This window comes from Ruminococcus sp. Marseille-P328, assembly GCF_964249465.1.
GTDB classification, from domain to species: domain Bacteria; phylum Bacillota; class Clostridia; order Lachnospirales; family Lachnospiraceae; genus Blautia_A; species Blautia_A faecis.
In genome coordinates this window covers 281,771-295,499 of record NZ_CAXUBQ010000001.1, presented here as the reverse complement: position 1 = coordinate 295,499, position 13,729 = coordinate 281,771, and the positions used below count along the sequence as shown (strand labels likewise).

Genomic DNA, 13,729 nt, shown 5'->3' with positions numbered 1-13,729 from the left:
ATATTGTTTTAATGTTTACGGCAACAAGATATCAGAAAAGATGGTGTAATTAAACTTTGCGAAATGAAGTTTATAGACGAACCCTTTCTCAAACACATTCTAAAAAGAGAATGGAGATCAAAGTGTAACGTACATCTTGCGGAAAGCCTTTTTCAAACAGGCTCTAAGGTAGTCAAAAGTAAAAAAATGTTATATACTTATGCTATGAGAATATGGAAACGGATAAGGACACAGGAGGTAAAAGCCTGGTATGATGGATATTCATTTTCCATGGCGGCGTCGGTGTATAGTCCTCGCTCTGTTGTAAACAGTATGCTCTTTGGAAAAATAGAGAATTACTGGAATCAGACAGAAACATTCGAGGCCTTGCAGGTTTATATTGATATGAATTTTGATGGCCTGAAGGATGATGTTTTGAGCATGATTGCAGGGGAAAGGATTCCGGTTAATACGGGAAGTTTTACTAACGATATGATAACCTTCCGGACAGAGGACGATGTATTGACATTGTTGATTCATCTGGGTTATCTGGCTTATGATTCGGAGAATAAGGTGGTGAAGATTCCGAATAATGAAGTGCGAAATGAGTATGTTAACAGTGTAGCTGCATCGGACTGGGGGGAGGTATCAATTGCGCTGAAGCAATCTGCTGACACGTTAAATGCAATCTGGCAGAGACGGCCACAACAGGTTGCGGAAGGAATACAACTGGCTCATTTTGAAACGTCTCATATTCAGTATAATGATGAAAACGCCTTGAGTTATACGATTTCTCTTGCTTTATATGCTGCAAGGAATTTTTATACAATGCACAGGGAATTGGCTGGCGGAAAGGGATTTGCGGATATTGTATTTATTCCACGTAAGAAATTTCAGGATAAACCGGCACTTGTGGTAGAGCTGAAATGGGACAAGAGTGCAGATGGGGCAATCAGCCAGATTAAAAGAAAAGAATATTGCAGAAGTCTGGAAGAATATGCTGGAAATGCACTTCTGGTTGGAGTGAATTATAATAAGAGAACGAAAGTACATGAATGCATGATTGAAGAGTATAAGCTTTAAATTAAATTCAGAGATGCATATGTGCACGAAAAGGTCTGTGGCGGGGCAGTGCAGTTGCTGAAAGGATAAGAAAAAAGGACAATAATATTATTATCCCAACATATTTGAATATCTCCCAAAAATGCGCCAATATTGGGAGAAAGAAAAGAAGCTTGGGAGAAAGGAGTTGGAATGAGAGTATTTGATTATTCCAAACTTAAGGAAAGGACCTGGGATAATGAGATTCTGGCATATGTTGCACAAATCCATGAGTATAAAGGAAAACAAGATCTGTATCTAAGACAAAAGCCCGTTGAACTTAATCGCCTGATTGAAATTGCGAAAATACAGAGTACAGAAAGTTCGAATCAGATAGAAGGTATTGTGACAACAAATGCAAGATTAAAACAGCTTGTGGAAGATAAAACAACGCCCAGGAATAGAGATGAAGAAGAAATACTTGGATATCGTAATGTCCTAAATATTGTCCATGAAGCTTACGAAGCAATTCCTGTTCGAAGTAATTATATTTTGCAGCTTCACGGTGAGATGTTAAAACATACTGCATTTTCTTATGCTGGTAAATATAAGACCACTCCAAATGAGATTGATATGATGCTTGAAAATGGAGAGAAAGTGGTGTTGTTTAAGCCATTAGAACCTTACGAAACCCCAGATGCAGTAGAACGACTTTGCAATGAGTATAACAAAGCTATAGGGGATGGTATTGTAGATCCGCTCATTCTGATACCTAATTTTATATTAGATTTTCTATGTATTCATCCTTTCAATGACGGAAATGGACGAATGAGCAGACTATTAACATTATTGCTCCTATATCGAAGTGGATATATTGTTGGGCAGTATATCAGTATAGAAAAAGCTATTGCGGATACAAAAGAAACATATTATGAAGTTTTGCAAAATGCGGATCAAAACTGGTATGAGGGAGAGAATGATCCCAAGCCATTTATTAAATATATGTTAGGAATTATTCTATCGTGCTATAGAGAGTTTGAGGCAAGAATAGTATTAGCTGAAAAAACAGGAAAAAAAAGCAAGGCATATGATGTTGTAAAGACATATTCAGAAAACACGCTCGGAAAGTTTTCGAAACATGATGCACTGGTTGCATGTCCTAGTCTTGGAAGTTCCTCAGTAGAATCAGCATTAAAAAAACTGGTTGATGAGGGTGCTATAATACGAACTGGCGCAGGACGCAAAACAATGTATATGAAGAAAAGAGAGTAATTATTACCAGCTGCAGAAAAAAATGGAGACTACATTGCGATGATGGCCAAAAAGCTTCCTACAGACTCTGATTACGCCAATTCCAATAAGAATCTGGAAGCAGAAGATTATGAAGTAGACTATGCGATCACACACACCTGCCCATTATACCGAGTGAAAACGCTTGGCTACTACCACGTAGCCAGGGAAGAAGAACCCCTTCAGAACTATTTTCAATGGGTATGTGACAAGTTGAACCAGACTAATGAGATGCTTGCAGATGGCAGCGGCGACAAGAAGGGCAGATCTTTCAAACACTGGTATTTCGGTCACTGGCACACCGACTGGAACAAAAACTGGCTTGAGCTTATGCACATGGAAGAATTGCCCCAAAAGTGCAGGGCAATTTACCTGGATGTAGAGGATATGGAAACTGGCGAACATATTTTCTTAAAATAATATGGAAAATCGATTGAAAATATCACAGAACAAAATATACTATTTATAAGTATACTACTGCAAGTAGTATATTTTGTTTACGGCGCTTATGATTTGACAACGAGGAGGCTGCTTAAGAGAATTTGCCGGCAGACATAAAGCCCTGTTTTTTTCTGCACAGAGAAGAATGATTCTTTGAATCTTCTGGACTTTTCCAAGATGGTGCAAACATTTTTCGAAGGCTCTTTTATATCTTCTTTTCAAAATTGGGAAGCTGCATTTGAATATATTACAGGAAAAAATTCAGACGAAAAATTGGTATTGATTATTGATGAGCTTCCTTTTCTGGCAGAACCGAATCCTTCAATGACATCTGGAGGCGTTTTCCTCTGAGATTTCACTGGAGGAAAATATAAAAAATAATCTGCTTACGGAAGGGACTTTTTTGAATGATGAACCCCAGACACTTTTGAGGATTGAATTGAGAGAGCCTTCGGTATACAATTCCATTTTAGAGGCGATTTCCAATGGATGTAATAAGATTCGTGAGATTGCAGATCGAATTCATGAAGAGAAAAGCAAGTGCAGCAAATATATGCTTACATTGCAGACTCTGCGATTAATTGAGAAGTGTGTTCCCTGTACCGAGCCAGAAACAAGTAAAAAAGGGATTTATGAGATAACAGATAATTATTATAAGTTCTGGTACAGATTCCTTTTTACAAATCAGAATTATTATTCCATGCTGGGCCTGGAGCTTTCCTGCGAAGAAACTTCCGTTTATTCCATATAAAATGGTGGGGGAATAATCCATTGATAAAAGCGCAGGATGATGTTGATATACTTGCGTTTGATAAAACGGGAAAGAAAGTGTTGCTCTGTGAATGTAAGTTTCGAAATAAACCAATGCCTATGGAAGAGTATGATGACCTGGTTATGGCTGCAGAAATGTTTAAAAATGCAGAGGAAAAGTATCTTATGTTTTTCAGCAAGTCTGGTTTCACAGAGTCAGTAAAGGAAAGGGCGGTGCGAGAAAACGCGGTGCTGCTTACAATCGAAGACTTGTATTAGAGTCTTTTTCAGACCCGCTCTAAGGAGTATAAAGAATGAACAGAAAAAACTTTCTGAAAAATAAGAAAATCAACTGGATCAAAGTGGTTATCCAGATATTGTCCTTCGCTTTAATTCCGGGCTTATTTGAAGGGGAATTTGCAGCTGTGGGAAATATTGTTTCCTGCATATACAAGGGAAATATTTCCTGGGAAAGTGTGAAGTATTCTGTATGGATGCTGGTGGCAACTGTGCCGGCAACAGTACTTGTGGGAAGGTTTTTCTGCGGATTTTTCTGCAGCTTTGGGGCAGTGCAGGATTTGTTATGGTTTGGCTCACATAGATTGCGGGCATTATTTCCGGGAAAAAGAAATCTGAAAAAGGCTGATCGGATATTCAGATTTGCCAAGTATGCAGTGCTTTTTTACTTTATAATATTCGTATGGAGTGGCGTAACAGCTGTGAAAACAGCCGGCCTGTGGCAGGTGTTTGGGCAGTATGTTTCATTTGGTCACTGGCCGGGACTGAAGCCTTTGCTTTCTGTTGGAGGAATTCTGCTTCTTGTGATCTTTATCGGCTCACTGTTTGTGCAGAGATTTTTTTGCAGATATTTTTGCCCTATGGGAGCAATTTATTCACTGATTTCACAGGCGTCTTTCCTGAAAATTGATAAGCCGCGGGACGGGTGCGGAAAATGTCATTTATGTACCTCGAAATGCCCCATGGGGATGGATCTTACGAAGAAAGACCGGATTGCCGGAGGAGAATGTATCAGCTGTCAGAAGTGTGTAAGCTGGTGTCCGAAAGGAAATGCGCGCTTTAGAAGCAGATATGGAGTGCTGATCGGAGTGGGCGTTACCTGTATTACAATCATGGTGTCACAGCTCTTTATAGCAGGAAATCTGGCTAGAGAGAAAATGGCAGATTCAGTGAAAAAAACGGCAGAAAATAATGCTGAAGGTAACTTTCAGAATGGTATTTACACAGGAACCGGTGAGGGCTACAGAGGCAAGGTGACGGTTACGGTAAAGGTTGCCGATGGGAAGATAACGGAGCTTGTACTGGATGATTATGCAGATGATAAGTCTTATATGGAGAGAGCGAAAAACAGGATTTTCCAGGAGATGATCAGCAGGCAGAATACAGATGTAGATGCAGTTTCCGGAGCGACTTACAGCAGTAACGGCTTGATTGAAGCTGTGAATAAAGCACTGGGAAATGAGGAAGGTGAAGGGAAGAAACCCGAACAGGAAGAATCTGAAGATAAGCAATCCTTTATAGAGGCTGGACGTTTTCAGAATCTGACAGATGGCATTTATACCGGCTCGGCCGATGCATTTCGAGGTGATGTGGAGGTTCAGGTTACAGTTGAAAAACAGAAGGTAACGGATATTTCCATTCTTTCCTATTGTGATACAGAGGAATACTTTTTCAGGGCAGCACCAGCTGTAATCGAGCAGATGAAGGCTGAGCAGAGTCTGAATGTAGACGCGGTAAGTGGAGCAACCTACAGCAGTAATGGGATTATTCATGCAGTTGCAAATGCACTGGAGATTCCGGAGGATCAGTATGCACCAAGACCTGGCAGAAATCTGACTGCAAAGAAAAAGAACCATGGGCATATTGTGAAGCATGAGATAACAAGTCAGGAAGAGTATGAGGAAAAAGTAGAGAAATATTCAAAGTGATATGGTCATCCCCCAAAAATAAAAGCTTCTGAATCAGACACAGGACTGAAAAATCCTGTATCTGTCAGAAGCTTTTATTTTTGATTTGTATCCATATTATTTTCTGCCATAGACAGATATTTATATGTGGGCAGAAAGTTAGTGCTTTTTGCCTTTCTATAGTATTGCATAAAAATACGTTCCATAATATTGGGAATCTGAGATTCAACCGGCTGAAACAGGATGATCAGATACTGCATGGAACTGTATCTGGTACAGATATCCACACGCCGGATGGTGTTTTGGATAGCCTGTTCCATATGGGAAAGTGTCTGCTCAATTTCTTCAATATGAGCGGGAGTGTCCGAAGTGGCTTCCAGTGTGAGCATTACCAGGTAGCAGCGGCTTCCGCTTCGGATAATGAGCTGTTGCATATATTCATACTGTCTGGAAAAATCCCGGTAATTCAGTTCAAGAGCACCTGCATAGCTGCCACTTTTGCGAAGCGCGTCTGCCACCTGCTGAAGATCCCTGGCAGTACCTGGTGAATCGGAAGAGGAATGACTGATCTGATGATAAAAGGAAAAGTGATTTTTACCATTTTGCTTTACATTGTATAATGCCTTATCTGCTTTGGAATAACAGTCTGCAAAGGTATCGCTGGTAGTGCACATATACAAACCGGCAGACAGAGCAGCATCTTTGATTTCAGGATCAGCTTCTGCGATGGAATGGAAGTGGTGGAAAAGCCGTGTCGTTAGTTTCGACACATTTTCAGCACTTATGTCTGGCAGAAACAGAAGAAATTCATCTCCACCAAGACGACAGGCAATACCGTTGGCTGTATAGCGTGAAAGCAGGGTTCCCAGATTCCTTAAGGCGCGGTCACCGGCCATGTGTCCATAAACGTCATTGATTTTTTTCAGATTATCCATATCAAGGAAAATAAGACAGCCGTTATGTTCCTGCATGAATTCTGCAATAAGCCGCTCTCCAAGGCTTCTCATAGGAAGACCGGTCAGGAAATCATAATTCTTTGAATCCTCCTGGTTCTTTATGGTGCTGACTACTTCTGAAATGAATTTGTTAATGGTGTGGTCAGCCTCTGGTGGAGCTGTTATTTCCTGTGTGCGGATATTGTGGAGAACAACACGCTTTTCATCTAATAGCTTTAAAAATACATCTGTAATTTCCGGATCAAACTGTTTCCCGCGGTTCTTACTGATTTCCTCCCGGATCATTTCCGGAGGAAGTGCATTTCGGTAAATTCTGCGGGAATTCATGGCATCATAGCTGTCTGCCATTGCGGTGATGCGTGCATGAATGGGAATTTCGACACCGGAAAGCCCGTCTGGATATCCATTTCCATCATACCGTTCGTGATGATTTCTGGCCACTTCAACAATATGAGGGACAAAGGTAATATCCTTCAGTATTTCTGCACCGACGACGGTATGTTTTTTTATCAGATTATACTCGTCATCTGTAAGTCTGGAGGGCTTGTTTAAGATCAGATCCGGAATACCAATTTTTCCAATATCATGAAGGTAAGCGGCATGCTTTAACTGCTGGATTTCCTCTGAAGACCATCCAAGTTCGGCTGCAATAAGTGCGGCATATTCTGCAACCCGGTAGGAATGTCCGCGGGTGTATTCGTCTTTAGCCTCGATGGTGGTGGACAAAGTCTGCATCATTTGCAGGGAAAGGTTCTCTGTCTGCTTCTGTTTGTGTTCCAGCTCCAGCTGCTGGCGCGCATTCTCTATATGCTGAATGCTTCGAAGAGTTCGGACAATGTTGACAAACAGCAGAATGAGCATTCCAATGCCGATAAAAAGACCGGACAGGGATGTGACAAAATATACAGAGACGCATTCAGCTGCAACGCAAAGCAAAACGAGCAAATGAGCCAGGAGCAGAAGATGGTCTGAGGCTTTTTTTCTGTGGCGGATGTAGAGGCAGAGATGGATAAACACCATCAGGAATGTACCTATCAGTATGATCTGTCCCAGGGGGAGGGTTTCAATGTAGTCTGCAATATTTGCTATGGCCAGAATAGAGCAGACTGTAAAATCCAGTAGGGAGATTCCGATTACAATATGATAAAGTCTGCGGTGAAGCCCATTCTGTACATTGTCTGCATAAAGCAGAAGGGGAATCGGTCCAAGAAGGATCATAACGAAGCATAAGGAAGCCAGGGCAGATGAGTTTGGAATCAGCAGCTGGCGGATCTTGGACTCACCCAGCATCCAGGTTGCTCCCATTATCATGCACCAGTCAAGATATTCCATGTCAAAGCTTGTGTGGTACACAAAACCAAGGGTAAGGCTGAAAAGAATGGTGGTCAGTCCTGCAAACAGGGTGAAAAATGCGATGTAAGTGGCCTGTCCGTAATGGTTAAAGATCAGCTGCCAGATGTCAGCTTTATCTCCGCAGAAAATCTGGTTCACAACACCGGAATAGTTGGAGGTGTAGGTGGTCAGTTCAATGCGGAGCTCCTTTCCGGCATCTTCATGGGAGGTGGAGCAGAAAATGAAACGGCTGGCGGAATTTTTCCCAATCAGACGGGTTTTACTGGTGCTGTACTGTTCTCTTAAGGTGCCGTTTATGTATATGTTTACGTCCTGCAGGGAGGAACGAATCGCTATAGATGAGGCATCAAAATCTGACGGAAGGGTAGATGTGATGACCATGGTTTCGCCTGCGGGAACATCATAGGAACCGGGAACTGTGATTTCTTCAGTGGTGCCGTCAGATTTTTCCCAGGTAAAGGTTCCGGGATAGAGGAGGGACGGAGAGTTTCCGCTGACAGTTCTTTCATCAGCACCGAAAAACTGCATGAAAATGAACCATCCAAGAATGGCGAGCATCAGAAAATAGAAAATGTATCTTGGTCCCTGGCGGGCAGGGGATTTCTCCTTGGTCATGGTAATCTCCTTGTATGTGAGTGGTGTTAAATTTTTGTGGTTGTTAATTGTATTATACTATATATGAAAAGATTCATCAAAACATTATTATTCATAACGAGTGGAAAATTTATATGGAAGGTATTTGTGATATTCCGCGAGGTGTTTTTGTGAACGTAGTTCACAGAAAACTCGAGAATTGCGGCGCGAAATCATGCGAATGCATGATTTCTTTGCATCGCGGGGCGGTTACTGGTCACAGAGGAACCAGTAACATATATTTTTAAAATTTTTCAGAAATCTGACCGTTTCGGTATACGAAATTCCAATAAAGTGGTATAGTTAATCTAAATAAGTTTTACAAAAACATGTGGCGTTTGGGATGAATTGAGAAAAATTCTGTCAAAAAACATGTGAAGTACGGGGGAAAATATGGATATTTTAGTTGTGATCGATATGCAGAATGATTTTATTGACGGAGCGCTTGGCACACCGGAGGCGGAAGCCATTGTGCCTAATGTGGTGGACAGAGTGAAGAATTTCAATGGTCTTGTGCTGGCGACCAGGGATACTCACGGCGGGGATTATCTGCAGACCCAGGAGGGCAGAATGCTTCCTGTAGAGCACTGCATCCGCGGCACCTACGGCTGGGAGATCCGGGAGGAGATTGCAGAGCTTCTGGAGTCCGGACCCATTGATAAGCCAACCTTTGGCAGCGAAACTCTTGGAAAAGTCCTGAAAGAATTTAATAAATCAGAGACCATTGACAGCATTACACTGGTAGGGCTTTGCACAGATATCTGTGTGATTTCCAATGCCATGCTGTTGAAAGCATTTTTGCCGGAGGTACCGATCATGGTAGATTCTCTTTGCTGCGCCGGAGTGACGCCGGAGAGCCATGAACGGGCGCTGGAAGCGATGAAAGCTTGCCAGATAGAGGTCCTTTAGGGAGTCATGAGAAAACAAAATTTGGAAGTGGTTGCTTAAAAAAATGCCGCAAAGTCACGGAAAGTGGTGATTTTGTGGCATTTTTATTTTTCTGTGTCAAAAGAAAACTTATTTTCTCATATTTCCATCAAAATCACATGATACTATATTAAAGTAAATTGCGGCTTCTGTCTGATGGGAAACCGCAACGATTTACAGAGCATTGAAGCCTGTTTGAAATACAGAAAGCCTTTTTCAAACACGTTCTAGCGACAGGCTTTAAGAGAGAGGAAAGAGCCGTGAAAAAAATAGAGATTCTTGTTGTAGAGGATGAACCGAAATTAGCACAGACGATTTCTGACTTTCTGAGGATTCAGAACTATGAAGTAGAGACAGCACTGACCGGGAACAAAGCCCTGGAATATTTTTGCCAGAATAAGCAGAAGGTGGATCTGATCCTTCTGGATCTTATGCTGCCGGATATTTCCGGATATACCGTATTGAAAGAGATCAGGAAAATATCGGAGGTTCCGGTTATTATTTTGTCTGCAAGGTCGGCAGTGGCAGACCAGATGAGCGGATTCGAGAAAGGTGCGGATGATTATATCACCAAGCCCTTTACTCTTGCACTTGTGAAAATGCACATTGAGGCGGTGCTGAAGCGTGCCGGGAAGCTGCGGACTATGGTGGAATACAATGATCTGCAGGCAGATGTAAATGCACAGCTTTTATTTTACAAAGAGCAGCATATCCCCACTACCAGGAAGGAATTTGATCTGATGATTTACTTCATGGAGCATCCGGGAATTGTTCTGCCCAGAGATACCATATTGAATGCGGTGTGGGAATACGATTATACAGGTGATGTGCGGACCATTGATACTCTGGTGAAGCAGCTGCGGAAAAAAATGGGAGAAGGCTGCAATTATATCCGGACTGTTTACGGCGTGGGCTACATCTTCGGGGAGGACATCCATGAAAATTAAAAAAAATTTCTGGAGAGATGGGAAAGCTTTGTGGATTCAGATTATTGCCTTTGCGGTGGCAGTCATGCTGTATAGCGTGTGCTGTTATCCCATATATACTTCATCAAAGGCCAGAATCATGCGTCAGCTGTATGAAGATATCCATGACATGGATCTTGAGGAACTTAGCGAGGACGACGAAGAAACACTTGGTGATTATCAGAAAGAAAAATTTGAGACTGTAATTGCGAATGAAAATTATGAGCAGATTTATACGTCCAGATCATCTCTGAAGACCACGCATGCCCGTAAGTACATAGAAAACAAAATTGCCCAGTACACAGAAGAAGGAACCCTGGAACAGCGTCGCATGGAATCCAGGCATATTCTGATGTTTCGTGGGAAGATTATACAGGATGGACATACATTCTATGTTTACCTGCGAAAAGATGTTCAGTCAGTTCTGGAAGTGATTGAGGGAACCAGATTATATCTGGCGGTTGTTTTGCTTCTGATGGTGGGATTAAGCTATTTCCTGGAAAAAATGAGTAAAGCAAGTACCGAGAAAAAAGCAAAGCAGTCTGACTATCAGCTTCTGGAAAGCCAGAGAGAATTTGTGGCGAATATTTCCCATGAATTAAAAACACCTCTTGCAGTAGTGTCCAGCCAGGTGGAAATGCTGGAAATCGCAGGAGATAAGATTGATCGTTCCTACTATTATTCTTCCATTCACGAGGAGCTGGACAAAATGTCCAGAATGGTAGGAGAACTCCTTGATTTTTCCATGTTGGACAATCAGATGAGTTCCATGGAAATGAGCCGTGTAAATGTATCAGAAATGATAGAATATCTGCTTCTTCGATATGATGCTATGTTCCGCAAAAACGAGATCAAAGTGGAACAGGAAATCGAAAAGAACTGTTTCGCATACGGAAACCGCATGTATCTGGAAAGAGCAGTAAACAATTATCTGATGAATGCGTTTCAGCATACAGAGCAGGGAAAGCGGATCCGGATTACTCTGAAGAAAGAGAAAAAGCAGATACGCATGGAAGTCTACAACGATGGAGAGCAGATTAAAGAAGAGCAGATGGAGCATATCTGGGACAGCTTTTACACAACTTCCCAGAAGAAGAAACCAGTCACATCTGAGAATGAAGTACGTAACATTGGTCTTGGACTTTTTGTGGTCCGAAAGATCGTGGATAAACATAAAGGAAGCTGCGGAGCCCAAAATATGGAGAACGGAGTGCTGTTCTGGCTTCAACTTCCGGAAATCAGGGATTTGGGAAAATGAGAAAGTGGAATAAAAAAACAAAAATTGTATTTATTATATTTTTAATTTTAGCTGTGCTGTTTGCCGCTCTATGCTGGAAAAAGCGCCGTGGAATCTATAATACATATATGAAGCTTACTGGTCAGGAGATTCCGTATTCTGTTCAAGAAAAAAGAAGGAAAAAATATGGATATTATGACCAGGAATTGAATGCTTCCATGAATCTGGAGAATCCGGTTTACATAACTGAGAATGACGGTTCTGCAAATGAGATCGAAACAGACATTCCAAAAGAAACCACACGTATAGCATCCTCTTATGAAATCGACCAGCAGCTGCAGGCTGAGCTGGAGAATGGATACAGCTGGGAGGAGCCTATGGTGATCCAGAATCCTTATCAGGTTTCTCCATTGACAGCGGTGATTATTTTCGACACAAAAGAAGAGTGTGCGGTGCGTTTTACGGTCAAGGGAAAAACGGAAGCCGCAGATATCAGCGGAGAAGTGGAATCTGCTGCTTCACACAGAATCCCGGTGATCGGTCTTTACCCGGCAATGGAAAATACAGTTGTTCTGGAGCTTCTGGATAAATCAGGCAAGGTTACAGATTCCCAGGAAATCACTATTACAACGGATGAACTTCCGGATAAACTGGATGATGCTGTGAAACCGGTGAAAACAAGCGGTGAATCTGCATTTGAACTGACTATGGTATATGGACAGCGTACAACCTTTCCATTTGCTTATGACTGTATGGGAGATATCCGTTGGTACATGAGCGGAGAATTTACTTCTGGAATTTACATGCTGTCAAATAGCAGGATGATAGTTGCCTCCAATGAAGCTTTTATGCCATCCCAGGACAAACCGCAGACAACCAATCTCTATGAGATGGATTATCTGGGACGCGCTTACACCATGTACTATGTGGCGGGTGGAAATCACCATGAAGTAATCGAAAAAGAGCCGGACGGAAATCTTCTGGTCTTGACCAGTTCTCTGGAAGGACACATTGAGGACAAAATCCAGGAAATTGACAGACAGACCGGAGAAGTTGTAAATGAATTGATAATGGAAGACATTTTTAGCGGGAAATATGAGGACCGGGTTGACTGGACTCATTTAAACACCGTGTCTTATCAGCCGGAGACAGATACCATTGTGATCAGTCCGCGAAATCTGGAATCTGTAGTCAAATTGAACTGGACGACAAAGGAAATCCAGTGGATACTCTGCGATCCGAGATTCTGGGAAGGCACAGAATATGAGAAATATGTGCTTCAGCCGGAAGGAGATTTTGTTTATCAGTTCCAGCAGCATACTGCCTACCAGATGGAAACAGATCTGGATGGAGATGACCAGACAATAGAAGTCAGTATGTTTGATAATCATTATGTAAAAGTACGAAAGTCCGATGTATTGCAATACTTTGATGGTGAAAAAGAATCTTATCTGTTGGTTTATGCTGTAAATGAAGCAGAAAAGACAGTAAAGCAGATTAAAAAGATTCCTACTGTATGGTCTACCATTACTTCTTCTGCTATTTATGATGCTGACAGTAATCATATTTTCGGCATGTGCGGTCATGTGAAGGATTCTGAAGATAAACGAAGAGGAATGAACTATGAGTTTGACTATGATACAGAAGAGCTGATCAATCAGTTCAGCATCAAAAGCTATTATTATCGCGCATCAGAGATGAAAATTGACTGGAATGATCTGGCAGCAGTCATGGAAATAAAAGACAACTATATTATGGGAGAATTATATCAGCCTGTAAAAGCGACCTGGTTCTTCTGGCAGAAGAAGCCGGAACAGGTACTGGATGACGGCGAGATTACATTGCATCTTACCGGACAGGTGCTTTATGCAGGCGCTTATGATCACCAGATTTCCCAGATTATTTTTCATGGAAAGAAAAATACTTATGTTTATGATACTACAGACATCCGTCTTCATACGAAATCTTACCTGAAGTTCTATGAGAACATTCCGGTACCGCTGCAGGGAATGGAAGCGGATGATTATGAGATTTATGTTGTATATCAGAACGAATTTTATGATTTGGAACAAAATATAAAAATTAAGTGATGTAATGCTGCTGTTCACTGGTAACATTTTGCGAAGCGTGTTGCTGTAAATGGTTGAAACAGTAAAGCTTTAAATTTTTACAGGCAATATTAAGAAAGTGTTTCTACTTTATTGCGGAACTATGTTATAATAGTTGATAACA

General features: G+C 41.6%; 11 protein-coding genes and 1 pseudogene. 11 read left to right on the top strand and 1 reads right to left on the bottom strand.

Features of this window, described 5'->3' with window-relative positions:
* Positions 1–63: 63 nt before the first annotated feature.
* The 7 genes and pseudogenes from ACESTK_RS01325 to ACESTK_RS01295 all read left to right on the top strand — a co-directional run.
* Positions 64–180, top strand: a pseudogene (locus ACESTK_RS01325) (DUF6783 domain-containing protein); the annotation flags it as partial.
* Positions 181–186: 6 nt separating this feature from the next.
* Entirely contained in the window at positions 187–1,062 is an 876-nt protein-coding gene (locus ACESTK_RS01320; protein WP_373118364.1) for a PD-(D/E)XK nuclease domain-containing protein, read from the top strand.
* A 171-nt stretch (positions 1,063–1,233) separates the two neighbouring features.
* Entirely contained in the window at positions 1,234–2,292 is a 1,059-nt protein-coding gene (locus ACESTK_RS01315) for a Fic family protein (RefSeq protein WP_173717194.1), read from the top strand.
* Positions 2,293–2,331: 39 nt separating this feature from the next.
* The gene (locus ACESTK_RS01310) at positions 2,332–2,730 is read left to right on the top strand and encodes a hypothetical protein (RefSeq protein ID WP_187565364.1); all 399 of its coding nucleotides are present in this window, start codon (positions 2,332–2,334) and stop codon (positions 2,728–2,730) included.
* Between the two features lie 424 nt (positions 2,731–3,154).
* Positions 3,155–3,502, top strand: a complete 348-nt coding sequence (locus tag ACESTK_RS01305) for an ATP-binding protein (RefSeq protein WP_173717191.1) — start codon at positions 3,155–3,157, stop codon at positions 3,500–3,502.
* The gene (locus ACESTK_RS01300) at positions 3,412–3,780 is read left to right on the top strand and encodes a DUF234 domain-containing protein (protein ID WP_373118361.1); all 369 of its coding nucleotides are present in this window, start codon (positions 3,412–3,414) and stop codon (positions 3,778–3,780) included. Before ACESTK_RS01305 ends, ACESTK_RS01300 begins: the two co-directional genes overlap by 91 nt.
* A gap of 35 nt (positions 3,781–3,815) precedes the next feature.
* On the top strand, positions 3,816–5,447 hold the full coding sequence (locus ACESTK_RS01295; RefSeq protein ID WP_173717189.1) for an FMN-binding protein: 1,632 nt from the start codon (positions 3,816–3,818) through the stop codon (positions 5,445–5,447).
* Positions 5,448–5,521: 74 nt separating this feature from the next.
* Here the strand turns inward: ACESTK_RS01295 and ACESTK_RS01290 are convergent, their stop codons facing one another.
* Complete coding sequence (locus ACESTK_RS01290; protein ID WP_226815173.1) at positions 5,522–8,350, bottom strand: HD domain-containing phosphohydrolase; 2,829 nt, start codon at positions 8,348–8,350, stop codon at positions 5,522–5,524.
* A gap of 411 nt (positions 8,351–8,761) precedes the next feature.
* Here ACESTK_RS01290 and ACESTK_RS01285 point away from each other — a divergent pair, with 411 nt between their 5' ends.
* From ACESTK_RS01285 to ACESTK_RS01270, 4 genes are all read left to right on the top strand, one after another.
* Positions 8,762–9,277: a cysteine hydrolase family protein gene (locus ACESTK_RS01285; RefSeq protein ID WP_173770231.1), complete on the top strand. Its 516-nt coding sequence runs from the start codon at positions 8,762–8,764 to the stop codon at positions 9,275–9,277.
* 278 nt (positions 9,278–9,555) lie between these two features.
* The gene (locus ACESTK_RS01280) at positions 9,556–10,242 is read left to right on the top strand and encodes a response regulator transcription factor (RefSeq protein ID WP_173770230.1); all 687 of its coding nucleotides are present in this window, start codon (positions 9,556–9,558) and stop codon (positions 10,240–10,242) included.
* Positions 10,232–11,518, top strand: a complete 1,287-nt coding sequence (locus ACESTK_RS01275; RefSeq protein ID WP_173770229.1) for a cell wall metabolism sensor histidine kinase WalK — start codon at positions 10,232–10,234, stop codon at positions 11,516–11,518. Before ACESTK_RS01280 ends, ACESTK_RS01275 begins: the two co-directional genes overlap by 11 nt.
* Positions 11,515–13,587 carry an aryl-sulfate sulfotransferase gene (locus tag ACESTK_RS01270; protein ID WP_173770228.1) on the top strand — a complete coding sequence of 691 codons (2,073 nt, stop codon included), beginning with the start codon at positions 11,515–11,517 and terminating at the stop codon, positions 13,585–13,587. The genes ACESTK_RS01275 and ACESTK_RS01270 overlap by 4 nt, the downstream gene beginning before the upstream one ends.
* Positions 13,588–13,729: the final 142 nt, after the last annotated feature.

What these genes read in the sequence shown, in the direction of transcription:
- ACESTK_RS01320 (WP_373118364.1), top strand. Translation starts at nt 187, where the DNA reads ATGTTATATACTTATGCTATGAGAATATGGAAACGGATAAGGACACAG.
- ACESTK_RS01315 (WP_173717194.1), top strand. Translation starts at nt 1,234, where the DNA reads ATGAGAGTATTTGATTATTCCAAACTTAAGGAAAGGACCTGGGATAAT.
- ACESTK_RS01310 (WP_187565364.1), top strand. Translation starts at nt 2,332, where the DNA reads ATGATGGCCAAAAAGCTTCCTACAGACTCTGATTACGCCAATTCCAAT.
- ACESTK_RS01295 (WP_173717189.1), top strand. Translation starts at nt 3,816, where the DNA reads ATGAACAGAAAAAACTTTCTGAAAAATAAGAAAATCAACTGGATCAAA.
- ACESTK_RS01290 (WP_226815173.1), bottom strand. Translation starts at nt 8,350, where the DNA reads ATGACCAAGGAGAAATCCCCTGCCCGCCAGGGACCAAGATACATTTTC.
- ACESTK_RS01285 (WP_173770231.1), top strand. Translation starts at nt 8,762, where the DNA reads ATGGATATTTTAGTTGTGATCGATATGCAGAATGATTTTATTGACGGA.
- ACESTK_RS01275 (WP_173770229.1), top strand. Translation starts at nt 10,232, where the DNA reads ATGAAAATTAAAAAAAATTTCTGGAGAGATGGGAAAGCTTTGTGGATT.
- ACESTK_RS01270 (WP_173770228.1), top strand. Translation starts at nt 11,515, where the DNA reads ATGAGAAAGTGGAATAAAAAAACAAAAATTGTATTTATTATATTTTTA.